Annotated in this window: 21 protein-coding genes and 1 pseudogene; 20 read left to right on the top strand and 2 right to left on the bottom strand. The window is 40.5% G+C overall.

Going from position 1 to position 23283, the window contains the following annotated elements; translation table 11 throughout:
• Positions 1-123 precede the first annotated feature (123 nt).
• The 9 genes from JQ841_RS06530 (at position 124) to JQ841_RS06490 (ending at position 9140) form a co-directional block, all read left to right on the top strand.
• Positions 124-1266: a cysteine desulfurase family protein gene (locus tag JQ841_RS06530; RefSeq protein ID WP_203180465.1), complete on the top strand. Its 1143-nt coding sequence runs from the start codon at positions 124-126 to the stop codon at positions 1264-1266.
• An 8-nt stretch (positions 1267-1274) separates the two neighbouring features.
• The gene (gene thiI, locus JQ841_RS06525) at positions 1275-2489 is read left to right on the top strand and encodes a tRNA uracil 4-sulfurtransferase ThiI (RefSeq protein WP_203180464.1); all 1215 of its coding nucleotides are present in this window, start codon (positions 1275-1277) and stop codon (positions 2487-2489) included.
• A 136-nt stretch (positions 2490-2625) separates the two neighbouring features.
• The gene (locus JQ841_RS06520; RefSeq protein ID WP_049499460.1) at positions 2626-3450 is read left to right on the top strand and encodes an alpha/beta hydrolase; all 825 of its coding nucleotides are present in this window, start codon (positions 2626-2628) and stop codon (positions 3448-3450) included.
• A 20-nt stretch (positions 3451-3470) separates the two neighbouring features.
• Complete coding sequence (locus tag JQ841_RS06515) at positions 3471-4211, top strand: esterase family protein (RefSeq protein WP_033687156.1); 741 nt, start codon at positions 3471-3473, stop codon at positions 4209-4211.
• A 12-nt stretch (positions 4212-4223) separates the two neighbouring features.
• Positions 4224-5390, top strand: a complete 1167-nt coding sequence (locus tag JQ841_RS06510; protein ID WP_203180463.1) for an ATP-grasp domain-containing protein — start codon at positions 4224-4226, stop codon at positions 5388-5390.
• Between the two features lie 158 nt (positions 5391-5548).
• Positions 5549-6454 (top strand): aquaglyceroporin Gla, encoded by a 906-nt coding sequence (gla, locus tag JQ841_RS06505; RefSeq protein WP_049543626.1) that lies wholly within the window; start codon positions 5549-5551, stop codon positions 6452-6454.
• A gap of 123 nt (positions 6455-6577) precedes the next feature.
• Positions 6578-7303: a CppA N-terminal domain-containing protein gene (locus tag JQ841_RS06500; RefSeq protein ID WP_203180462.1), complete on the top strand. Its 726-nt coding sequence runs from the start codon at positions 6578-6580 to the stop codon at positions 7301-7303.
• The gene (locus JQ841_RS06495) at positions 7300-8235 is read left to right on the top strand and encodes a serine hydrolase domain-containing protein (RefSeq protein ID WP_203180461.1); all 936 of its coding nucleotides are present in this window, start codon (positions 7300-7302) and stop codon (positions 8233-8235) included. The genes JQ841_RS06500 and JQ841_RS06495 overlap by 4 nt, the downstream gene beginning before the upstream one ends.
• Before the next feature lie 8 nt (positions 8236-8243).
• Positions 8244-9140: a DMT family transporter gene (locus JQ841_RS06490; protein ID WP_203180460.1), complete on the top strand. Its 897-nt coding sequence runs from the start codon at positions 8244-8246 to the stop codon at positions 9138-9140.
• Between the two features lie 147 nt (positions 9141-9287).
• Here the strand turns inward: JQ841_RS06490 and JQ841_RS06485 are convergent.
• Positions 9288-9987, bottom strand: a pseudogene (locus JQ841_RS06485) (GntR family transcriptional regulator).
• A 140-nt stretch (positions 9988-10127) separates the two neighbouring features.
• Here JQ841_RS06485 and guaA point away from each other — a divergent pair.
• The 10 genes from guaA (at position 10128) to JQ841_RS06435 (ending at position 19982) form a co-directional block, all read left to right on the top strand.
• Positions 10128-11690 (top strand): glutamine-hydrolyzing GMP synthase, encoded by a 1563-nt coding sequence (guaA, locus tag JQ841_RS06480; RefSeq protein ID WP_203180459.1) that lies wholly within the window; start codon positions 10128-10130, stop codon positions 11688-11690.
• Positions 11691-12056: 366 nt separating this feature from the next.
• Positions 12057-13343 (top strand): peptidase U32 family protein, encoded by a 1287-nt coding sequence (locus JQ841_RS06475; RefSeq protein WP_203180458.1) that lies wholly within the window; start codon positions 12057-12059, stop codon positions 13341-13343.
• Positions 13344-13657: 314 nt separating this feature from the next.
• Complete coding sequence (locus JQ841_RS06470) at positions 13658-13858, top strand: F0F1 ATP synthase subunit C (RefSeq protein WP_001054560.1); 201 nt, start codon at positions 13658-13660, stop codon at positions 13856-13858.
• A 33-nt stretch (positions 13859-13891) separates the two neighbouring features.
• Positions 13892-14602, top strand: coding sequence for a F0F1 ATP synthase subunit A (gene atpB / locus JQ841_RS06465; protein WP_000392870.1), 711 nt, complete (start codon positions 13892-13894; stop codon positions 14600-14602).
• A 13-nt stretch (positions 14603-14615) separates the two neighbouring features.
• The gene (gene atpF, locus JQ841_RS06460) at positions 14616-15110 is read left to right on the top strand and encodes a F0F1 ATP synthase subunit B (RefSeq protein ID WP_001103468.1); all 495 of its coding nucleotides are present in this window, start codon (positions 14616-14618) and stop codon (positions 15108-15110) included.
• Positions 15110-15646 carry a F0F1 ATP synthase subunit delta gene (locus JQ841_RS06455; RefSeq protein ID WP_004256581.1) on the top strand — a complete coding sequence of 179 codons (537 nt, stop codon included), beginning with the start codon at positions 15110-15112 and terminating at the stop codon, positions 15644-15646. The genes atpF and JQ841_RS06455 overlap by 1 nt, the downstream gene beginning before the upstream one ends.
• Before the next feature lie 14 nt (positions 15647-15660).
• Positions 15661-17166, top strand: coding sequence for a F0F1 ATP synthase subunit alpha (gene atpA / locus JQ841_RS06450; protein WP_000996629.1), 1506 nt, complete (start codon positions 15661-15663; stop codon positions 17164-17166).
• Between the two features lie 15 nt (positions 17167-17181).
• Positions 17182-18060, top strand: a complete 879-nt coding sequence (locus JQ841_RS06445; RefSeq protein WP_000301224.1) for a F0F1 ATP synthase subunit gamma — start codon at positions 17182-17184, stop codon at positions 18058-18060.
• Between the two features lie 85 nt (positions 18061-18145).
• On the top strand, positions 18146-19552 hold the full coding sequence (gene atpD, locus JQ841_RS06440; RefSeq protein WP_203180457.1) for a F0F1 ATP synthase subunit beta: 1407 nt from the start codon (positions 18146-18148) through the stop codon (positions 19550-19552).
• A 10-nt stretch (positions 19553-19562) separates the two neighbouring features.
• On the top strand, positions 19563-19982 hold the full coding sequence (locus JQ841_RS06435; protein WP_203180456.1) for a F0F1 ATP synthase subunit epsilon: 420 nt from the start codon (positions 19563-19565) through the stop codon (positions 19980-19982).
• A gap of 44 nt (positions 19983-20026) precedes the next feature.
• On the opposite strand, the gene JQ841_RS06430 is transcribed toward JQ841_RS06435, so the two are convergent.
• Positions 20027-21040, bottom strand: coding sequence for a lactonase family protein (locus JQ841_RS06430; protein ID WP_203180455.1), 1014 nt, complete (start codon positions 21038-21040; stop codon positions 20027-20029).
• A gap of 177 nt (positions 21041-21217) precedes the next feature.
• On the opposite strand from JQ841_RS06430, the gene JQ841_RS06425 reads away from it, so the two are divergent.
• Entirely contained in the window at positions 21218-23212 is a 1995-nt protein-coding gene (locus tag JQ841_RS06425) for a peptide ABC transporter substrate-binding protein (protein WP_203180454.1), read from the top strand.
• Positions 23213-23283 lie beyond the last annotated feature (71 nt).

Below are 23283 nucleotides of genomic sequence, written 5' to 3'. Positions count from 1 at the left end.
ATTAAAATTTATTATACCGCAATTCTTTAAAAAAATCTTAAAAAAAGAGGAATTGCCCTTTCTTGTCGCAGGCTCCGTTTCATGATACAATAGAAGGAGTGATTTTAGAAAGCGTGAGAATACATGATTTACTTTGATAATTCGGCGACGACCAAGCCCTATCCTGAAGCCCTTGAAACCTATATGCAGGTGGCTTCAAAAATTTTAGGAAATCCATCTAGTCTTCATCGTTTGGGAGACCAGGCAACACGGATCTTAGATGCTTCCCGCCAACAGATTGCAGATTTAATCGGTAAGAAAAGTGATGAAATCTTCTTTACCTCTGGTGGAACAGAAGGGGATAACTGGGTTATCAAGGGTGTGGCCTTTGAAAAAGCCCAGTTTGGCAAGCACATCATCGTATCTGCCATTGAACATCCAGCAGTCAAAGAATCAGCCCTCTGGTTGAAATCTCAAGGTTTTGAAGTGGATTTTGCTCCAGTTGATGAGAAAGGATTTGTTGATGTTGAGGCTCTAGGAGCTTTGATACGGCCTGATACAATCCTAATTTCTGTCATGGCAGTAAACAATGAAATCGGCTCTATCCAACCTATTGAGGCTATTTCAGAACTCTTGGCAGATAAGCCAACTATTTCCTTCCATGTTGATGCAGTTCAGGCACTTGCCAAGATTTCGACTGAAAAGTATTTGACAGAACGAGTGGATTTTGCGACCTTCTCGAGTCATAAATTTCATGGTGTCCGAGGTGTTGGCTTTGTCTATATCAAGTCTGGCAAGAAGATTACGTCTCTTTTAACAGGTGGTGGTCAGGAACGTGATTACCGTTCGACAACTGAAAATGTGGCAGGAATTGCAGCGACAGCCAAGGCTCTCCGCTTGTCTATGGAAAAGCTAGATATCTTTACTAGCAAGACTGGTCAGATGAAGGCAGTGATTCGCCAAGCACTTCTGGACTATCCAGATATTTCTGTCTTTTCAGATGAGGAAGACTTTGCCCCTCATATTCTGACTTTTGGAATCAAGGGTGTTCGTGGTGAAGTCATCGTTCACGCCTTTGAAGACTATGATATTTTTATCTCAACGACCTCTGCTTGTTCGTCCAAGGAAGGAAAACCAGCCGGAACCCTGATTGCCATGGGAGTAGATAAAGATAAGGCTCAGTCAGCTGTGCGTCTTAGCCTAGACCTTGAAAATGATATGAGTCAGGTCGAGCAGTTCTTGACCAAGTTAAAATTGATTTACAATCAAACTAGAAAAGTAAGATAGGAGCATTCATGCAGTATTCAGAAATTATGATTCGCTACGGTGAGCTGTCAACCAAGGGCAAAAACCGTATGCGTTTCATCAATAAACTTCGCAATAATATTTCAGACGTTTTGTCTATCTATCCCCAAGTTAAGGTAACGGCAGATCGTGACCGTGCCCACGCTTACCTCAATGGAGCAGATTATACAGCAGTAGCAGAATCGCTTAAACAAGTTTTTGGAATTCAAAACTTTTCCCCTGTTTATAAGGTTGAAAAATCTGTAGAAGTTCTGAAGTCTTCTGTCCAAGAGATTATGCAGGACATCTACAAGGATGGCATGACCTTTAAAATTTCTAGCAAGCGTAGCGACCACAACTTTGAGTTGGATAGTCGTGAACTCAATCAAACCCTTGGAGGTGCTGTTTTTGAAGCTATTCCAAATGTGCAAGCTCAAATGAAAAGTCCTGACATCAATCTTCAGGTGGAGATACGTGAAGAAGCAGCCTATCTTTCTTATGAAACCATTCGTGGGGCTGGTGGTTTGCCAGTTGGAACTTCAGGTAAAGGCATGCTCATGTTGTCAGGAGGAATCGATTCCCCTGTAGCTGGCTATCTAGCGCTTAAACGAGGGGTAGATATAGAGGCCGTTCACTTTGCCAGCCCACCTTATACTAGTCCAGGCGCTCTCAAGAAAGCCCAAGATTTGACCCGTAAATTGACCAAGTTTGGTGGAAATATCCAGTTTATCGAAGTTCCTTTTACAGAGATTCAAGAGGAAATCAAGGACAAAGCGCCCGAAGCTTACTTAATGACTCTAACTCGTCGCTTTATGATGCGGATTACAGATCGTATTCGTGAGGTACGAAATGGTTTAGTTATCATAAATGGGGAAAGCCTAGGTCAAGTAGCCAGCCAAACCTTGGAGAGCATGCAGGCTATCAATGCGGTTACCAACACTCCCATCATCCGTCCAGTTGTGACAATGGATAAGTTGGAAATTATTGACATTGCTCAGGAAATTGACACCTTTGAAATTTCTATCCAGCCTTTTGAAGACTGTTGTACCATTTTTGCGCCAGATCGTCCGAAAACAAATCCTAAGATTAAGAATGCGGAGCAGTACGAAGCGCGTATGGATGTTGAAGGATTAGTAGAGCGAGCTGTGGCTGGAATCATGATTACTGAGATTACACCGCAGGCTGAAAAAGATGAAGTGGATGACTTGATTGATAATTTGCTCTAATCAGAAAATCCAGAAGAATTTAGAAAAATAAATGAAAAAGTTAGTTTTTAATTCCAAAAATGGAAGCAAAACTAACTTTTTTTCTATAATTGTGATATAATAAAATAAAATTTTGAATATAGAGAGTTTTCTGACAATGAATCAATCCTACTTTTATTTAAAAATGAAAGAACACAAACTCAAGGTTCCTTATACAGGTAAGGAACGCCGTGTACGTGTTCTTCTGCCTAAAGATTATGAGAAAGACACGGATCGTTCCTATCCTGTTGTTTACTTTCATGACGGGCAAAATGTTTTTTATAGTAAAGAGTCCTTCATTGGCCATTCATGGAAGATTATCCCAGCTATTAAGCGTAATCCTGACATCAGTCGCATGATTGTCGTTGCCATTGACAATGATGGTATGGGGCGGATGAATGAGTATGCGGCTTGGAAGTTCCAAGAATCTCCTATCCCAGGGCAGCAGTTTGGTGGTAAGGGTGTGGAGTATGCCGAGTTTGTCATGGAGGTGGTCAAACCTTTTATCGATGAGACCTACCGTACCAAATCTGACCGCCAGCATACGGCTATGATTGGTTCCTCACTAGGCGGCAATATTACCCAGTTTATCGGTTTGGAATACCAAGACCAAATTGGCTGTTTAGGGGTCTTTTCATCTGCTAACTGGCTCCATCAAGAAGCCTTTAATCGCTATATTGAACGCAAGAAACTATCGTCTGACCAGCGTATCTTTATCTATGTTGGAACTGAAGAAGCAGATGATACGGACAAGACCCTGATGGCTGGTAATATCAAACAAGCCTATATCGATTCGTCTCTTCGGTATTACCATGATTTGATATCAGGTGGGGTGCACTTAGATAATCTTGTCTTGAAAGTTCAGTCTGGTGCCATCCATAGTGAAATCCCTTGGTCGGAGAATTTACCAGACTGTCTGAGATTTTTTGCAGAGAAATGGTAAGTTAGAAAAGGAGAAATCAAATGCATATTGAAAACCTTAGCCACTGGAGTGGCAATCTTAACCGTGAAATGTATCTTAATCGTTATGGACATGCTGGGATTCCAGTTGTGGTCTTTGCTTCATCAGGTGGTAGTCACAATGAATACTATGATTTTGGCATGATTGATGCTTGTGCTTCCTTTATCGAGGAAGGCCGTGTCCAGTTTTTTACCCTATCCAGTGTAGACAGTGAGAGCTGGTTGGCCACTTGGAAAAATGGTCACGACCAAGCAGAGATGCACCGTGCCTACGAGCGCTATGTGATTGATGAGGCCATTCCTTTTATCAAGCATAAGACAGGTTGGTTTGATGGTATGATGACGACAGGTTGCTCGATGGGCGCCTACCATGCAGTCAACTTTTTTCTCCAACATCCAGATGTCTTTACCAAGGTGATTGCTCTTAGTGGTGTTTACGACGCACGTTTCTTTGTTGGCGATTACTACAATGACGATGCTATTTATCAAAACTCGCCAGTAGATTATATCTGGAATCAGAATGACGGCTGGTTTATTGACCGTTACCGTCAGGCAGAGATTGTGCTGTGTACGGGTCTTGGAGCCTGGGAACAAGACGGTCTACCATCTTTCTACAAGCTTAAAGAAGCCTTTGACCAGAAACAAATTCCAGCCTGGTTTGCTGAATGGGGACACGATGTCGCCCACGACTGGGAATGGTGGCGCAAACAAATGCCTTATTTCCTCGGCAATCTCTATTTATAAAAGGAGTGACCTATGAATTACCTTGTTATTTCTCCCTACTATCCACAAAACTTTCAACAGTTTACCATCGAACTAGCCAATAAAGGTATTACCGTCTTGGGAATTGGTCAAGAGCCTTACGAGCAATTGGATGAACCTTTACGTAATAGCCTGACAGAATATTTCCGTGTTGATAATCTTGAGAACACAGACGAAGTCAAACGTGCAGTTGCTTTTCTCTTTTATAAGCATGGCCCAATTGATCGCATCGAGTCTCATAATGAATATTGGCTAGAGCTGGACGCAACACTCAGAGAACAATTCAACGTTTTTGGTGCCAAACCAGAAGATCTTAAAAAGACTAAATACAAGTCTGAAATGAAGAAACTTTTCAAAAAAGCAGGTGTCCCTGTGGTACCTGGAGCTGTTATCAAGACGGAAGTAGATATTGATAAAGCTGTGAAAGAAATCGGCCTTCCAATGATTGCCAAACCTGATAATGGAGTGGGAGCGGCAGCCACCTTTAAGCTTGAGACAGAAGACGATATCAATCATTTCAAGCAAGAATGGGATCATTCAACTGTTTATTTCTTTGAGAAATTTGTCACCTCTAGCGAAATTTGTACCTTTGATGGTCTTGTGGACAAGGATGGTAAAATTGTCTTCTCAACAACCTTTGATTACGCCTATACACCGCTTGATCTCATGATTTACAAGATGGACAATTCTTATTACGTTCTCAAGGATATGGATCCTAAACTTCGCAAGTATGGGGAAGCGATTGTCAAGGAATTTGGTATGAAAGAACGTTTCTTCCATATCGAGTTCTTCCGCGAGGGAGATGATTACATCTCTATTGAGTACAATAATCGTCCTGCAGGTGGTTTCACCATTGATGTTTATAATTTTGCTCATTCCTTGGATCTCTATCGTGGCTATGCAGCTATAGTCGCAGGAGAAGAGTTCCCAGCGTCAGACTTTGAACCTCAGTATTGTTTGGCTACGTCTCGCCGTGCAAATGCTCATTATGTCCATTCTGAGGAGGACTTACTTGCTAAATACAGCCAGCAGTTCAAGGTTAAGAAAATCATGCCAGCGGCCTTTGCTGAACTTCAAGGAGATTACCTGTATATGCTGACAACTCCGAGTCGACAAGAAATGGAGCAAATGATTGCAGATTTCGGACAACGTCAAGAATAAGAACTTTCGGATTAAGGAAAATTACTCCCTTAATCCTTTTGTTTTTTGTAAGAAATAAAACCGCTTTCTCTTATATTCTTTTAGAAAACATATTGCTAAAAGATATAAAAATTGATAGAATAAGGATTGTCTAAAAAATTTTAAGGAGAATCTATCAAATGGATTTCACATGGGCAATTAAATATGCCACTGAATTTTTGGGAACTGCTATTTTGATCATTCTTGGAAATGGTGCAGTTGCCAACGTTGAACTTAAAGGTACGAAAGGTCACCAAAGTGGCTGGATCGTTATCGCTGTTGGTTATGGTATGGGGGTTATGATTCCAGCCTTGATGTTTGGTAACGTATCTGGTAACCACATTAACCCAGCCTTCACTCTTGGACTTGCGATCAGCGGTCTCTTCCCTTGGGCACAAGTTGCACCTTATATCATCGCACAAGTTTTGGGTGCTATCTTTGGTCAAGCCTTGGTTGTGGCAACACACCGCCCATACTACTTGAAAACTGAAAATCCAAACAACATCTTGGGTACTTTCTCAACAATTTCAAGTTTGGATAATGGTACAAAAGAATCACATTTTGCAGCAACTGTTAATGGTTTTGTAAATGAGTTTGTTGGTTCATTTGTTCTTTTCTTTGCAGCCCTTGGTATGACTAAAAACTTCTTTGGTGCTGAACTAGTATCAAAAGCACAAGCGGCTATTAATGCTCAAGTTGCACAAGCAACTACTCAAGGTCAAACCATTCCTCAAGAACAAGTAACAGCAGCACTTGACCAAGCTAAAGAACAAGTAGCACCATTTATGACATCTGGTCTTGGAATTGCTCACTTGGCACTTGGATTCCTTGTTATGGCTTTGGTAACATCACTTGGTGGACCTACAGGGCCTGCCTTGAACCCAGCCCGTGACTTGGGACCACGTCTCCTTCATGCTTTCCTTCCAAAATCAGTTCTTGGTGAGCACAAAGGCGATTCAAAATGGTGGTACTCTTGGGTACCAGTAGTAGCACCGATTGCAGCAGCAATTGCGGCAGTAGCTATCTTCAAATTCCTTTACCTATAAGAAATTGAAACCGAGGAAATCCTCGGTTTTTTAGATGAAATTTTACGAAAAAAAGGTAAATCTGAGCATAATTTCTTGTAAAAAATTCTAAAATCCTTTAAAATAAAAGAGTTGGAGGAATTTATGAATGTAAATCAGATTGTACGGATTATTCCTACTTTAAAAGTTAATAATAGAAAATTAAATGAAACATTTTATATAGAAACCCTTGGCATGAAGGCCTTGTTAGAAGAGTCAGCCTTTCTGTCACTAGGTGATCAAACAGGTCTAGAAAAGCTGGTTTTAGAAGAAGCTCCAAGTATGCGCACTCGTAAGGTAGAGGGAAGAAAAAAACTAGCTAGATTGATTGTCAAAGTGGAAAATCCCTTAGAAATTGAAGGACTCTTATCTAAAACAGATTCGATTCATCAATTATATAAAGGTCAAAACGGCTACGCTTTTGAAATTTACTCTCCAGAAGATGATTTGGTTTTGATTCATGCGGAAGATGACAGAGAAAATCTAGTAGAAGTAGGAGAAAAACCTGAATTTCAAACAGATTTGGAATCAATTTCTTTGAGTAAATTTGAGATCTCTATGGAATTACACCTCCCAACGGATGTAGATAGTGTCTTGGAACTATCTGAAATTGGGGAATCCCTTGATTTTATTCCAGCTCAGGGGCAGGATTTGACTGTGGACAATACGGTTACTTGGGACTTATCTATGCTCAAGTTCTTGGTCAATGAACTAGATATAGCAAGTCTTCACCAGAAGTTTGAGTCTACCGAATATTTTATTCCTAAGTCTGAAAAATTCTTCCTTGGTAAAGATAGAAATAATGTTGAATTGTGGTTTGAAGAAGTATGAAGTGGACCAAGATTATTAAAAAAATAGAAGAACAAATCGAGGCAGGGATTTATCCCGGAGCCTCTTTTGCGTATTTTAAGGACAATCAATGGACGGAGGTCTATTTAGGCCAGAGTGACCCAGAGCATGGCTTGCAGACTGAGGCAGGTCTAGTTTATGACCTAGCCAGTGTCAGCAAGGTTGTTGGGGTAGGTACTGTTTTTACCTTCTTGTGGGAAAGAAGTCAATTAGATATTGACATACCAGTAACCGATTTTTTAGCTGAGAGTGATTATCCAGATATTACTATTCGTCAGCTCTTAACTCATGCTACAGACCTTGATCCTTTTATTCCCAATCGTGATCTTTTAACAGCACCTGAATTAAAGGAAGCGATGTTTCATCTCAATAGACGAAATCAGCCAGCCTTTCTTTATTCGGATGTCCATTTTTTGCTGTTAGGTTTTATTTTGGAAAGAATCTTTGATAAGGATTTGGATGAGATTTTACAGGAGCAAGTCTGGAAACCTTGGGGAATGACGGAAACCCAATTTGGACCTGTTGAGCTTGCTGTTCCAACAGTCAGAGGTGTAGAGGCAGGTCTGGTACATGATCCCAAGGCTCGCCTCCTGGGCAGACATGCAGGTAGTGCTGGTTTGTTTTCGACTGTAAAGGATTTACAAATCTTTTTAGAACACTATTTAGCAGATGATTTTGCAAGAGATTTGAGTCAAAATTTTTCTCCTTTGGATGACAAGGAACGTTCTTTAGCATGGAATTTGGATGGAGATTGGCTAGACCATACGGGCTATACAGGTACCTTTATCATGTGGAATCGTCAGAAGCAAGAAGCGGCTATTTTCCTATCGAATCGTACCTATGAAAAGGATGAGAGGGCTCAATGGATTGTAGACCGTAATCAAGTGATGGACTTGATTCGCAAAGAAGAGTAAGGAGAGACATGTCAAATAGTTTAAAAGGGACTTTATTAACAGTTGTGGCTGGGATTGCTTGGGGCTTGTCAGGAACGAGTGGCCAATACCTGATGGCACACGGAATTTCGGCTCTGATTTTGACCAACTTGCGTCTTTTAATCGCTGGTGGAATTCTCATGCTCTTGGCTTATGCTACTGCAAAAGATAGAATGCTGGCCTTTTTAAATGATAGAAAGAGTTTGCTGTCTCTTCTCATTTTTGCTCTAATTGGTCTCTTCCTCAATCAATTTGCCTATCTAACTGCTATTCAGGAGACCAATGCAGGAACCGCGACGGTGCTTCAGTATGTTTGTCCTGTTGGGATTTTAATTTATAGCTGTATCAAGGATAAGGTGGCGCCGACACTGGGAGAGATTGTTTCTATCATATTAGCCATCGGAGGAACCTTCCTGATCGCAACACATGGGCAGTTGGACCAGTTATCTATGACACCTGCAGGTCTGTTCTGGGGCCTCTTTTCTGCTCTGACTTACGCCCTGTATATCATTTTGCCCATAACCTTGATTAAGAAGTGGGGTAGCAGTTTGGTCATTGGTGTGGGAATGGTCATAGCTGGTTTGGTCGCCCTTCCTTTTACAGGGGTTCTACAGGCCAATATACCGACTAGTCTTGATTTTCTCCTTGCTTTTGCGGGCATTATCCTTATCGGGACTGTCTTTGCCTATACAGCGTTCTTAAAAGGAGCCAGTCTGATTGGACCAGTTAAGTCAAGTTTGTTGGCTTCAATTGAGCCAATCTCGGCGGTTTTCTTTGCCTTCCTAATTATGAATGAACAATTTTATCCTATTGATTTTCTTGGCATGGCAATGATATTGTTTGCTGTAACTCTGATTTCTTTGAAAGATTTACTCTTAGAGAAATAAAAAAGACTCTTTGTCCGTGACAGAGAGTTTTTGCGTAGTATTTTATACTCAATGAAAATCAAAGAGCAAACTAGGAAACTAGCCACAGGCTGTACTTGAGTACGGCAAGGCGACGTTGACGCGGTTTGAAGAGATTTTCGAAGAGTATTAATTGTTTTCAAGATAAAATTCAAAGCGTTCGCCTACATATTGACTTTTTACGTATTCAAAAGCAGTACCATCTTCTAGGTAGGAAACCTGAGTTAAACCAAGAATAGCATGTCCTTTTTCAACTTCCAAATAGTGGGCAATTTTTTCCTTGGCGAGACGAGCATAAATTAGTCTGCTGTGATTTGCCGATACGGTAGCCATGTTTTTGTAGGGTTTGGAAGAAATGACTGGTGATTTCTTCTTTCTTAAAATCTTTAATGAATTTTTCAGGAATAGAAGCAACTTCATAAACCAGAGGGACTTGGTCGGCATAGCGAACACGTTCCATTCGGATAATATTTTCCGTTGGAGAAATTCCTAACTTAGCAACTTCCTGCTCATTGGGAATGGTTTTTCTGTAGGAAATGAGTTGGCTAGAGGGGACTTTACCTTGGGACTTAACAATTTCAGTAAAACTGGTTGTCCCTCGCATCTTTTCTTGTACCCGAGTACTGGAAACAAAGGTGCCACTTCCAACTCTGCGCTCCAGAACGCCTTCTTCGACCAAGAGGGAAATTGCTTGGCGGAGGGTCATACGACTGACCTCGAACTGCTCTGCTAAATCTCGTTCACTAGGGAGTCTCTCCCCAATAGCCCAACGGTGCTCGTCAATATCCTTTTTTATCTGATCATGGATTTTCATATAAGCTGGTAGCATATTTTCACTTCATTTCTATCTTTTCTCTATTGTACCCCAATAAACTAGAAAAAGTCAATCTTCGCCTTGTTTAGTTGGTAATTCGCCCTTATTTGTGATAGAATATTGAAAAAAGATATTTCTTTTGAGAAAGGAAAAAGATGAGCAACATTTCAACTGATTTGCAAGATGTCGAAAAAATCATCGTATTGGACTATGGTAGTCAATACAACCAGCTGATTTCACGCCGTATCCGTGAGATTGGTGTTTTTTCAGAGCTAAAGAGTCATAAAATTTCAGCTGCTGAAGTTCGTGAAATCAACCCTGTAGGAATCATCCTTTCAGGTGGTCCAAACTCTGTATATGAAGATGGTTCATTCGATATTGACCCAGAAATCTTCGAACTCGGAATTCCTATTTTGGGAATTTGTTACGGTATGCAGTTATTGACCCATAAACTTGGAGGAAAAGTTGTTCCTGCAGGTGACGCTGGAAATCGTGAATATGGTCAATCAACCCTAACTCACACACCATCAGCTCTTTTTGAATCAACACCTGATGAGCAGACTGTTTTGATGAGCCATGGTGATGCAGTTACTGAGATTCCTGCCGACTTTGTTCGTACAGGTACATCAGCTGATTGCCCATACGCAGCCATCGAAAACCCAGATAAACACATTTACGGTATCCAATTCCACCCAGAAGTTCGTCATTCTGTATACGGAAATGATATCCTTCGTAACTTTGCTCTTAACATTTGTAAGGCTAAAGGCGATTGGTCAATGGATAACTTCATTGATATGCAGATTCAAAAAATTCGTGAAACTGTTGGTGATAAACGTGTCCTTCTTGGCCTTTCAGGTGGGGTTGACTCATCTGTCGTTGGGGTTCTTCTCCAAAAAGCGATTGGCGATCAATTGATCTGTATCTTCGTAGACCACGGTCTTCTTCGTAAAGGAGAAGCGGATCAAGTTATGGAAATGCTTGGTGGTAAGTTTGGTTTGAATATCGTCAAAGCAGACGCTGCTAAACGTTTCCTTGATAAACTTGCTGGCGTTTCTGACCCTGAGCAAAAACGTAAAATCATCGGTAACGAATTTGTGTATGTCTTTGATGACGAAGCAAGTAAGCTCAAAGATGTGAAATTCCTTGCTCAAGGTACCTTATACACAGACGTTATCGAGTCTGGTACGGATACAGCTCAAACTATCAAGTCACACCACAACGTGGGTGGTCTTCCAGAAGACATGCAGTTTGAATTGATTGAACCACTCAACACTCTCTATAAAGATGAAGTTCGTGCCCTTGGTACAGAGCTTGGTATGCCAGACCATATCGTATGGCGCCAACCATTTCCAGGACCAGGACTTGCTATCCGTGTCATGGGTGAAATCACTGAAGAGAAACTAGAAACCGTTCGTGAATCAGACGCTATCCTTCGTGAGGAAATTGCTAAAGCAGGTCTTGACCGCGATATCTGGCAATACTTCACAGTGAACACAGGCGTTCGTTCAGTCGGTGTTATGGGTGACGGTCGTACATATGACTACACGATTGCAATCCGTGCTATCACCTCTATCGATGGTATGACTGCTGATTTTGCTAAGATTCCATGGGAAGTACTTCAAAAAATCTCAGTACGTATCGTAAATGAAGTGGATCATGTTAACCGTATCGTCTACGATATTACAAGTAAACCACCTGCAACCGTTGAGTGGGAGTAGTCATCTAAGGACTAATTTATGTAGTTTAACGAGCCAGTATCTTTGGATACTGGTTTTTTACTATATCTGGATTTTTGATTACTTGTTAAAACTGGGTGAATTTTCGATAGTTTATCAGCCATTATGAAAATCAAAGAGCAAGCTAGGAAGGCAGCAGAAGTTTGCTCAAAGCACTACTTTAAGGTTGTAGATAAGACTGACGAATATATAATCCAAGGTGAAGCTGACCTGGTTTGAAGAGATTTTCAAAGAGTATTAAAAGATTAGAATTGTCAAAACAATCTGTCTAGGCTTGATTTTATCGCTTATTTACTATAAAATGAGAAGGAAAAACGTCAAACTTTTATATTGCAAATAGGAGAAAACATGACAAAAACATTAAAACGTCCTGAGGTTTTATCACCTGCAGGGACTTTAGAGAAGCTAAAAGTAGCTGTTCAGTATGGTGCAGATGCTGTCTTTATCGGTGGTCAGGCCTATGGTCTTCGTAGCCGTGCAGGAAACTTTACCTTTGAACAGATGGAAGAAGGTGTCCAGTTTGCGGCCAAGTATGGTGCTAAGGTTTATGTGGCTGCCAACATGGTTATGCACGAAGGAAATGAAGCTGGTGCTGGTGAGTGGTTCCGTAAACTGCGTGATATCGGGATTGCAGCAGTTATCGTATCTGACCCAGCCTTGATTATGATTGCAGCGACTGAAGCACCAGGTCTTGAAATCCACCTCTCTACCCAAGCAAGTGCCACTAACTATGAAACCCTTGAGTTCTGGAAAGAACTGGGCTTAACTCGTGTCGTTTTGGCGCGTGAGGTTTCGATGGAAGAATTAGCTGAAATTCGCAAACGTACAGATGTTGAGATTGAAGCCTTTGTCCACGGAGCCATGTGTATTTCTTACTCTGGTCGTTGTACTCTTTCAAACCATATGAGTATGCGTGATGCCAACCGTGGTGGTTGTTCACAGTCTTGTCGCTGGAAATACGATCTTTACGACATGCCATTTGGTCAAGAACGTAAGAGCCTTAAAGGTGAAATTCCAGAAGAATTTTCGATGTCTGCCGTTGATATGTCTATGATTGACCATATCCCAGATATGATTGAAAACGGTGTGGACAGTCTAAAAATCGAAGGACGTATGAAGTCTATTCACTATGTTTCAACTGTAACCAACTGCTACAAGGCGGCTGTTGATGCTTATCTAGAGAGTCCAGAGAAGTTTGAAGCTATCAAGCAAGACTTGATTGATGAGATGTGGAAGGTTGCCCAACGTGAATTAGCAACAGGTTTCTACTACGGTACACCATCGGAAAATGAGCAGTTGTTTGGTGCTCGTCGTAAAATTCCTGAGTATAAGTTTGTTGCTGAAGTGGTTTCTTATGATGATGCGACACAAACAGCAACTATTCGTCAACGGAACGTTATTAACGAAGGAGACCAAGTTGAGTTTTATGGCCCAGGTTTCCGTCATTTTGAAACGTATATCGAAAATTTACATGATGCCAAAGGCAATAAAATAGACCGCGCTCCAAATCCAATGGAACTCTTGACAATCAAAGTCCCACAACCTGTTCAAGCTGGAGACATGGTTCGAGCTCTTAAAGAAGGTCTCATCAATCTTTATAAGGAAGATGGAACTAGCGTCACAGTGCGTGCTTAATAAACATGTAGGAGACGAAAGCTTTCTAGTTGCTTTCCCTTTAATCCTACTTACTAAAGAACCTTAGGTTAAAGAAAATATATTAATTTCCATCCGAGATTTCATCTCGGATTTTTTCATTATTTTTCAGAAAGGTCTAGATAATGGACGGATTTATTACAAGTTTTTTCCAAAGTTTTCTATATAATAGACTCAAAAATAGTAAAATTGTAAATAATTTCCGTTAAGCGCTTTCAATGTTGGTAAAAAGTTGACAAATCCAATTTTTAGGACTAAACTAAGTAAGTAAATTTTAATTAAAAGGAGAATTCGTCATGAATTTAACATTTTTCGGTCTATGTCTTGCCTGTATGGGTGTATCTCTTGGTGAAGGTATGTTGATGAACGGTTTGTTGAAATCAGTTGCTCGCCAACCAGATATCATCTCAGAACTACGTAGTTTGATGATCCTAGGGGTTGCCTTTATTGAAGGTACTTTCTTCGTTACTCTTGTCTTTTCATTTATCATCAAATAAAAGAAGTATAAATTGAAAAAGGGAGGATTTTAGATGGAAGAAAGTATTAATCCAACCATCAATATTGGTCCTGTTACCTTTAATTTAACCATAGTAGTTTTGACTTTGTTGACTGTAGCACTTATTTTTGGCTTTATTTATTGGGCAACTCGAAATATGACTTTGAGACCCACAGGAAAACAAAATGTATTAGAGTATTTATTTGATTTTGTTGTTGGATTTACAAAATCAAACCTTGGTCCAATGATAAAGGATTATTCTCTCTTTTATTTCTGTTTATTCCTATTTATGGCCATTGCAAATAATATTGGCTTAATGGCTAGAATTCAGACTACAGATGGTGTAAATCTTTGGACCTCACCAACAGCAAATTTGTCATTTGACTTGGTCTTGTCTTTTACAATTATCTTAATGACACACGTAGAAGGAATTCGTCGTCGTGGAATCAAAAAGTATTTAAAAGCATTTGTAACACCAGGTTTTATGACACCAATGAATCTCTTGGAAGAAGTTACCAATCTCCTTTCACTTGCATTGCGGGTATTTGGTAATATCTTTGCAGGGGAAGTGATGGCAAGTATGTTAGTCCTACTTTCTCATCAGGCCTTCTATTGGTATCCTATTGCTTTTGGAACAAATCTAATCTGGACTGCATTTTCTGTTTTTATTTCTTGTGTACAAGCATATGTATTTACATTGTTATCTTCAATGTACCTAGGAAATAAAATTAATGATGAAGAATAGAAAGGAGTAGTTTATGAATGTAACAGTAGGTGAATTACTTGGTGATTTTATACTAATCGCTGGTTCCTTTATTCTCTTGCTAGTCTTGGTTAAGAAATATGCTTGGTCAAATTTGACTAGTATTTTCGAACAAAGAGCAGAAAAAATTGCAGCAGATATTGACGGAGCTGAACAAGCACGTCAAAAAGCAGAAGTATTGGCTCAAAAACGCGAAGATGAATTGGCTGGTAGCCGTAAAGAAGCTAAGACAATCATTGAGAATGCGAAAGAAACAGCTGAGAAAAGCAAAGCTAGTATTTTAGCAGATGCTAAGCTAGAAGCAGGACGCTTGAAAGAAAAAGCGAACCAAGAAATTGCTCAAAATAAAGCTGAAGCTTTACAAAGCGTTAAGGGTGAGGTAGCAGATTTGACAATCAGCCTGGCTGGTAAAATCATCTCACAAAACCTTGACGGTCATGCCCATAAAGAACTCATTGATCAGTATATCGATCAGTTAGGAGAAGCTTAATGGACAAGAAAACAGTAAAGGTAATTGAAAAATACAGCATGCCTTTTGTCCAATTGGTTTTAGAAAAAGGAGAAGAAGACCGTATCTTTTCAGACTTAGCTCAAATCAAGCAAGTTGCTGAAGAAACAGGTTTACCTTCTTTTTTAAAAAAAGTGGCAGTAGACGAGTCTGATAAGGAAAAAACAATTGCTTTCTTCCAAGACTCTGTGTCACCTTTATTGCAAAACTTTATCCAGGTTCTTATCTACAATCACAGAGCAAATCTTTTTTATGATATTCTTGTAGATTGCTTGAACCGACTTGAAAAAGAAACAAATCGATTTGAAGTGACGATTACGTCAGCTCATCCTTTAACTGATGAACAGAAGAGTCGCTTGCTCCCTTTGATTGAGAAAAAAATGTCTCTTAAAGTAAGGAGTGTAAAAGAACAAATCGATGAAAGTCTTATTGGTGGTTTTGTCATTTTTGCCAATCACAAGACAATTGATGTGAGTATTAAACAACAACTTAAAGTTGTTAAAGAAAATTTGAAATAGAAAGTGGTGTTCTTTTGGCAATTAACGCACAAGAAATCAGCGCTTTAATTAAGCAACAAATTGAAAATTTCAAACCCAATTTTGATGTGACTGAAACAGGTGTTGTAACCTATATCGGGGACGGTATCGCGCGTGCTCACGGACTTGAAAATGCCATGAGTGGAGAGTTGTTGATTTTTGAAAACGGCTCTTATGGTATGGCTCAAAACTTGGAGTCAACAGATGTTGGTATTATCATCCTAGGTGACTTTACAGATATCCGTGAAGGCGATACAATCCGCCGTACAGGGAAAATCATGGAAGTCCCAGTAGGTGAAAGTCTGATTGGACGTGTTGTGGATCCGCTTGGTCGTCCAGTTGATGGTCTTGGAGAAATCCACACTGATAAAACTCGTCCAGTAGAAGCGCCAGCTCCTGGTGTTATGCAACGTAAGTCTGTATCAGAACCATTGCAAACTGGTTTGAAAGCTATCGACGCCCTTGTACCGATTGGTCGTGGTCAACGTGAGTTGATTATCGGTGACCGTCAGACAGGGAAAACAACCATTGCAATTGATACAATCTTGAACCAAAAAGGTCAAGATATGATCTGTATCTATGTTGCGATTGGACAAAAAGAATCAACAGTTCGTACGCAAGTAGAAACACTACGTCAGTACGGTGCCTTGGACTACACAATCGTTGTGACTGCCTCTGCTTCACAACCATCTCCATTGCTTTTCCTAGCTCCTTATGCTGGGGTTGCCATGGCGGAAGAATTTATGTACCAAGGGAAACATGTTTTGATCGTTTATGATGATTTATCAAAACAAGCGGTAGCTTATCGTGAACTCTCTCTCTTGCTTCGTCGTCCTCCAGGTCGTGAAGCTTTCCCAGGGGATGTTTTCTACCTTCACAGCCGTTTGCTTGAGCGCTCAGCTAAAGTTTCTGATGAACTTGGTGGTGGATCTATTACAGCCCTACCGTTTATCGAGACACAAGCAGGAGATATCTCTGCCTATATCGCAACCAACGTGATTTCAATCACTGATGGACAAATCTTCCTTGGTGATGGTCTCTTCAATGCAGGTATTCGTCCAGCCATCGATGCGGGTTCTTCTGTATCGCGTGTAGGTGGTTCTGCACAAATCAAAGCCATGAAGAAGGTTGCTGGTACACTTCGTATCGACCTTGCTTCATACCGTGAGTTGGAAGCCTTCACTAAGTTTGGTTCTGACTTAGATGCGGCGACACAGGCTAAGTTGAACCGTGGACGTCGTACAGTGGAAGTTTTGAAACAACCTGTTCACAAACCATTACCTGTTGAGAAACAAGTAACCATTCTCTATGCTTTGACACATGGTTTCTTGGATACTGTTCCAGTAGATGATATTGTTCGTTTCGAGGAAGAGTTCCATGCCTTCTTTGACGCTCAACATCCAGAGATTTTAGAAACCATTCGTGATACAAAAGACTTGCCAGAAGAAGCAGTCTTGGATGCTGCGATTACAGAGTTTCTCAATCAAACCAGCTTCCAATAAGAATAGAGGTGTCAGATGGCAGTATCTCTAAATGATATTAAAACAAAAATCGCCTCAACAAAAAATACGAGTCAAATCACTAATGCCATGCAGATGGTATCAGCTGCTAAGCTAGGTCGTTCTGAAGAAGCTGCTCGCAATTTCCAAGTTTATGCTCAGAAAGTTCGTAAACTTTTGACGGATATTCTTCATGGGAATGGAGCTGGTAGTTCAACCAATCCGATGTTGATTAGCCGTCCAGTTAAGAAGACAGGCTATATCGTCATTACATCAGACCGAGGTTTGGTTGGAGGTTATAATTCTTCTATTCTGAAAGCCGTTATGGAGCTGAAAGAAGAATACCATCCAGACGGTAAAGGTTTTGAAATGATCTGTATTGGTGGAATGGGAGCTGATTTCTTTAAAGCTCGTGGTATTCAACCACTTTATGAACTACGTGGCTTGGCAGATCAACCAAGCTTTGATGAAGTTCGTAAGATTATTTCAAAAACTGTTGAAATGTACCAAAATGAACTTTTTGATGAACTCTATGTCTGCTATAACCACCATGTCAATACGCTAACCAGTCAAATGCGTGTGGAACAAATGCTTCCAATTGTTGACTTGGATCCAAATGAAGCAGATGACAGTTACAGCTTGACCTTTGAATTGGAAACTAGCCGAGAAGAAATTTTGGAGCAGTTGTTGCCTCAGTTTGCAGAAAGTATGATTTATGGTGCTATTATCGACGCTAAGACAGCCGAAAATGCTGCGGGTATGACAGCCATGCAAACAGCGACAGATAATGCTAAGAAAGTCATTAATGATTTGACAATTCAGTATAACCGTGCCAGACAGGCGGCGATTACACAAGAAATTACAGAAATCGTAGCAGGAGCTAGTGCCCTAGAATAGGCACTAGTCCAGCTCGTATGAAAATGAACTTAGGACCTAGTTAAGCTAGGGACCGACAGTATCTTATATAGAATAGGAGAAGGAGATGAGTTCAGGTAAAATTGCTCAGGTTATCGGTCCCGTTGTAGACGTCTTGTTTGCAGCAGGGGAAAAACTTCCTGAGATTAACAATGCACTTGTCGTCTACAAAAATGACGAAAGAAAAACAAAAATCGTCCTTGAAGTAGCCTTGGAGTTGGGAGATGGTATGGTCCGTACTATCGCCATGGAATCAACAGATGGTTTGACTCGTGGAATGGAAGTATTGGACACAGGTCGTCCAATCTCTGTACCAGTAGGTAAAGAAACTTTGGGACGTGTCTTCAATGTTTTGGGAGATACCATTGACTTGGAAGCTCCTTTTACAGAAGATGCAGAGCGTCAGCCAATTCATAAAAAAGCTCCAACTTTTGATGAGTTGTCTACCTCTTCTGAAATCCTTGAAACAGGGATTAAGGTTATCGACCTTCTTGCCCCTTACCTAAAAGGTGGTAAGGTTGGACTTTTCGGTGGTGCCGGGGTTGGTAAAACCGTCTTAATCCAAGAATTGATTCACAACATTGCCCAAGAACACGGTGGTATTTCAGTATTTACCGGTGTTGGGGAACGTACTCGTGAGGGGAATGACCTTTACTGGGAAATGAAAGAATCAGGCGTTATCGAGAAAACAGCCATGGTATTTGGTCAGATGAATGAGCCACCAGGAGCACGTATGCGTGTTGCCCTTACTGGTTTGACAATCGCTGAATACTTCCGTGATGTGGAAGGCCAAGACGTGCTTCTCTTTATCGATAATATCTTCCGTTTCACTCAGGCTGGTTCAGAAGTATCTGCCCTTTTGGGTCGTATGCCATCAGCCGTTGGTTACCAACCAACACTTGCTACAGAAATGGGTCAATTGCAAGAGCGTATCACATCAACTAAAAAGGGTTCTGTAACCTCTATCCAGGCTATCTATGTGCCAGCGGATGACTATACTGACCCAGCACCAGCAACAGCCTTCGCTCACTTGGATTCTACAACAAACTTGGAACGTAAGTTGGTACAATTGGGTATCTACCCAGCCGTAGATCCACTTGCTTCAAGCTCACGTGCCTTGGCACCTGAAATTGTTGGAGAAGAGCACTACGCAGTTGCTGCAGAAGTTAAACGTGTTCTTCAACGCTACCATGAGTTGCAAGATATCATTGCTATCCTTGGTATGGATGAGCTTTCTGATGAAGAAAAGACCTTGGTTGCTCGTGCCCGTCGTATCCAGTTCTTCTTGTCACAAAACTTCAACGTTGCGGAACAATTTACTGGTCAGGCAGGTTCTTATGTTCCAGTTGCTGAAACTGTTCGTGGCTTTAAGGAAATCCTTGATGGTAAACATGACCACTTGCCAGAAGATGCCTTCCGTGGCGTAGGTTCTATCGAAGATGTGATTGCCAAAGCTGAAAAAATGGGATTTTAAGAGGTGATCTATGGCTCAGTTAACTGTCCAGATCGTGACACCAGATGGTCTCGTCTATGATCACCATGCCAGCTATGTATCGGTTCGAACTCTGGATGGTGAGATGGGGATCTTGCCACGACATGAAAATATGATTGCGGTTTTAGCAGTTGATGAAGTAAAGGTAAAACGTATTGATGATGAAGATCACGTGAACTGGATTGCAGTAAACGGAGGCGTTATTGAAATTGCCAATAATACCATCACAATCGTTGCGGATTCTGCAGAACGTGCTCGTGATATCGATATCAGTCGTGCAGAACGTGCCAAACTTCGAGCAGAGCGTGAAATTGAAGAAGCACAAGACAAACACTTGATTGACCAAGAACGTCGTGCTAAGATTGCTTTGCAACGTGCCATTAACCGTATTAATGTCGGAAATAGACTATAAGAAAAAAATGAACTTGAGTTACCAAGTTCATTTTTTATGTTTTCTTAAGGGGCAAAACTGATGCAGACTGCTTCTGGGACATGGAAGTCGTTAGATAGTTCTGCTAGACGACCAGTTTCAGGATTGCGTTTAAAGACGGTTGCATTGTCAGAGTCTTGATGGACAGCAATGACAAATTCTTGGTCTGGTGTCAAATCAAAATCACGTGGAGTCTGACCATGTGTCGGAACGATTTCTAATAACTCTAAGCTACCGTCCGCAAGAATTGTATATACTGCGATAGAATCATGACCACGGTTAGAGGCGTAGAGGTATTTACCATCTTTAGAGAGACGAATGGCAGCAGTACCATTAAAGCCTTCATAACCGTCTGGTAGAGTTGAAATGACTTGCATGCGTTCAAATTCGCCAACACCATCGTAGATTAGAACCTCGATAGTGCTATTGAGTTCACAAATGAGATAAGCGATTTTATAATGGTTATGGAAAATAATATGGCGTGAGCCTGCTCCTGGCTGGCTATGATAGGTATAGAGCTTAGATAATTTTCCTTCTGAATCAAAATCATAAGTGATAACTTGGTCTGTTCCCAAGTCGCAGGTCACTAGATAGTGGTCAGGTGTTAAATCTGTATAGTGAACATGTGGAGAAGCTTGATTTTCATGTGGACCTTGGCCACTGTGTTGATCAATATCACTAAGTACAAGACGACCATCTTCCTGACGTTTATAAACAAGGACCTGTCCCTTGTGGTAGTTTGCCGCGTAAACCAAATCACGCTCTTCATCAACGGCAACATAACAGTGGGGGGCTCCCTCTTCAACGACGTGATTTAATAAGTTACCATTAGTTTGATATGCTGCAATTCCACCCTTATCGTCTTGACTACCAACAGTGTATAAATGTTGGTGCTGGTCAAAGGCAAGGTAGGTTGGACTTGGCTCAGTAGCAAAAAGTTCTAGATTTGAAAGCTGACCAGTTTCTGTATCAAAGTCTGCCTTGTAAATCCCTTGGGAAGTCCGACGTGTATAAGTTCCAAAATAAACAGTTTTTTTCATAACTTTACCTCTATACAAAAGATAAGACTATTATATCACAAAAATGGAAGTATAAAGAAATCAAGATTAGCAAGAGCTTTACCTAATTCTTTTGATGATAATATTAGAAATGTTTTCATTGATTTACTTAATAAAAGTGCTATAATAATCTTATACAAATTGCAAAGGAGTTTAACTATGAAAAAACGTGTTTTCTTAGCAGCAGGAGTTGCTGTACTCTCGGCAGCAGTGCTAGTAGCGTGTTCATCTGGTAATGGTAATAAAGAAGCAACTAAACAAGCAACTAAACCAGTTACTTATGCCTATGTATTCTCATTAGATCCTGTTACTTTGGATTATACAGTTTCTGGTAATGTCAGCACTAAACAGATTACAGGTAATGTTATTGATGGATTATTAGAAAATGACCAATATGGGAATCTGGTCCCATCAGTTGCAGAAGATTGGACTGTTTCCAAAGATGGTTTGACCTATACCTATAAAATCCGTCAGGGTGTCAAGTGGTATACCAATGAGGGAGAGGAGTATGGTGAAGTTAAGGCTCAGGATTTTGTAACTGGTCTGAAGCATGCAGCTGATAAGAAATCACAGGCTCTCTATTTGGTACAGGATTCTATCAAAGGATTGGATGACTATGTAAATGGGAAAACAACAGATTTCTCAACCGTAGGCGTGAAAGCAACAGATGATTATACTGTAGTCTATACTTTGAATCATCCAGAATCTTTCTGGAATTCAAAAACAACAATGGGAGTCCTTGCACCAGTTAATGAAGACTTTTTAGCTTCTAAAGGAGATGACTTTGGTAAACCAACGGATGTAACGAGCATTCTATACAATGGGCCTTATCTCCTCAAAGGTCTTACATCTAAGTCTTCTATCGAAATGACCAAAAATCAAAACTACTGGGATAAACAAAATGTCTTTATTGATGATATCAAATTATCCTTCTTTGATGGTCAAGATGCAGACTCTCTAGGACGCGGTTTTGATGAGGGACACTATCCAGCTGCACCACTCTTTAAAAACTCTGCTAACTATGAACGTCTAAAAGAAAAATACAAGGATGATATTGTGTATGGTCAACAGCGTGGAGGAGTTTTTTATATCTCAACCAATATCGACCGTGTAAATTACAATCACACTGCTAAAACAAGTGATGCAGAAAAAACTTCTACTAAGAAAGCCTTGTTAAACAAAGATTTCCGTCAAGCCTTGGCTTTTGCGGTAGATCGTAAAGCAGGGATCTCTCAAGTATTTGGTGATGAAGTAGGACCTCGTAAGTTACGGACAAGTTTCACTCCTCCAACATTTGTTCAAGTAGGAGATCAAACATTTGGTCAAGTTACTAAGACAGAATTGGATAAATTGGATAATGTCTGGAAAGATGTCAGTCTTGATGATGCCCAAGATTCACTACATAGTGTAGATAAAGCCAAAGCTAAGTTTGAAGCTGCTAAGAAAACCCTTCAAGCTGAAGGAGTACAGTTCCCAATTCATTTAGATTTGCCAATTTCTTCATCAAATCCAGATTTTATTCGTCAGGTTCAGTCTTATAAACAATCCATTGAGGAAGCCTTAGGCTCTGACAATGTAGTTGTTGATATTCAACAAGTTTCTGATGACGAATTGGGAAGTATGACTACTCTAGCTACTTCCAATGCAAATACTGACTGGGATATTAATGCAGTCAGTGGTTGGACTCCAGACTTTGCAGATCCATCGACTTATCTAGATGTATTTGATCCAACTTCAGGTCCAAGTCTCCTAAGTGCTCTTGGTGTGGCACCAGGAACAGACAATCCAGTTATTAAAACAGTTGGATTGGATAAATACAAAGAATTGATTGATGATGCAAATAGTGAGAAAACAGACCTTCAAAAACGTTATTCCAAATATTCTAAGGCTCAAGCTTGGTTGTCAGATAGTGCACTTGTTATTCCAGTATACTCTGATGGTGCTCAAATGCTAGTGACGAAAATGGTTCCTGGCAGTGGTGCCGGTGGCTGGGTAGGTGACAAGACTAGTGAAAATAGCTACAAGTATCTGAAAATCCAAGATAAGATTGTCACTACTAAAGAAATGGATGAGTTCCGCAAGAAATTTGCTGATGAAAAAGCCAAATCCAATGCTGATTATCAGAAGAACTTAGACCGTCATATTCAAGACTAATCGAATCTCCTCTTTTGAGGAGATTTTTTATGTTGCTGTCTCCATGTAAGCACTTTAAAAAAGAGTTATTT

Origin of the sequence: Streptococcus mitis (genome assembly GCF_905187535.1) — a bacterium.
In the GTDB taxonomy this organism is placed as follows: Bacteria; Bacillota; Bacilli; order Lactobacillales; family Streptococcaceae; genus Streptococcus; species Streptococcus mitis_BS.
This window is presented reverse-complemented; position numbering and strand designations above follow the sequence as displayed.

Excerpts from the sequence above, each read along its gene's own strand:
- JQ841_RS06530 (WP_203180465.1), top strand. The coding sequence starts at position 124 with ATGATTTACTTTGATAATTCGGCGACGACCAAGCCCTATCCTGAAGCC.
- JQ841_RS06500 (WP_203180462.1), top strand. The coding sequence starts at position 6,578 with ATGAATGTAAATCAGATTGTACGGATTATTCCTACTTTAAAAGTTAAT.
- thiI (WP_203180464.1), top strand. The coding sequence starts at position 1,275 with ATGCAGTATTCAGAAATTATGATTCGCTACGGTGAGCTGTCAACCAAG.
- atpF (WP_001103468.1), top strand. The coding sequence starts at position 14,616 with ATGAATGTAACAGTAGGTGAATTACTTGGTGATTTTATACTAATCGCT.
- JQ841_RS06510 (WP_203180463.1), top strand. The coding sequence starts at position 4,224 with ATGAATTACCTTGTTATTTCTCCCTACTATCCACAAAACTTTCAACAG.
- JQ841_RS06490 (WP_203180460.1), top strand. The coding sequence starts at position 8,244 with ATGTCAAATAGTTTAAAAGGGACTTTATTAACAGTTGTGGCTGGGATT.
- JQ841_RS06470 (WP_001054560.1), top strand. The coding sequence starts at position 13,658 with ATGAATTTAACATTTTTCGGTCTATGTCTTGCCTGTATGGGTGTATCT.
- JQ841_RS06475 (WP_203180458.1), top strand. The coding sequence starts at position 12,057 with ATGACAAAAACATTAAAACGTCCTGAGGTTTTATCACCTGCAGGGACT.
- atpB (WP_000392870.1), top strand. The coding sequence starts at position 13,892 with ATGGAAGAAAGTATTAATCCAACCATCAATATTGGTCCTGTTACCTTT.
- JQ841_RS06515 (WP_033687156.1), top strand. The coding sequence starts at position 3,471 with ATGCATATTGAAAACCTTAGCCACTGGAGTGGCAATCTTAACCGTGAA.
- JQ841_RS06495 (WP_203180461.1), top strand. The coding sequence starts at position 7,300 with ATGAAGTGGACCAAGATTATTAAAAAAATAGAAGAACAAATCGAGGCA.
- atpD (WP_203180457.1), top strand. The coding sequence starts at position 18,146 with ATGAGTTCAGGTAAAATTGCTCAGGTTATCGGTCCCGTTGTAGACGTC.
- JQ841_RS06455 (WP_004256581.1), top strand. The coding sequence starts at position 15,110 with ATGGACAAGAAAACAGTAAAGGTAATTGAAAAATACAGCATGCCTTTT.
- JQ841_RS06425 (WP_203180454.1), top strand. The coding sequence starts at position 21,218 with ATGAAAAAACGTGTTTTCTTAGCAGCAGGAGTTGCTGTACTCTCGGCA.
- JQ841_RS06520 (WP_049499460.1), top strand. The coding sequence starts at position 2,626 with ATGAATCAATCCTACTTTTATTTAAAAATGAAAGAACACAAACTCAAG.
- JQ841_RS06435 (WP_203180456.1), top strand. The coding sequence starts at position 19,563 with ATGGCTCAGTTAACTGTCCAGATCGTGACACCAGATGGTCTCGTCTAT.
- JQ841_RS06445 (WP_000301224.1), top strand. The coding sequence starts at position 17,182 with ATGGCAGTATCTCTAAATGATATTAAAACAAAAATCGCCTCAACAAAA.
- guaA (WP_203180459.1), top strand. The coding sequence starts at position 10,128 with ATGAGCAACATTTCAACTGATTTGCAAGATGTCGAAAAAATCATCGTA.
- gla (WP_049543626.1), top strand. The coding sequence starts at position 5,549 with ATGGATTTCACATGGGCAATTAAATATGCCACTGAATTTTTGGGAACT.
- JQ841_RS06430 (WP_203180455.1), bottom strand. The coding sequence starts at position 21,040 with ATGAAAAAAACTGTTTATTTTGGAACTTATACACGTCGGACTTCCCAA.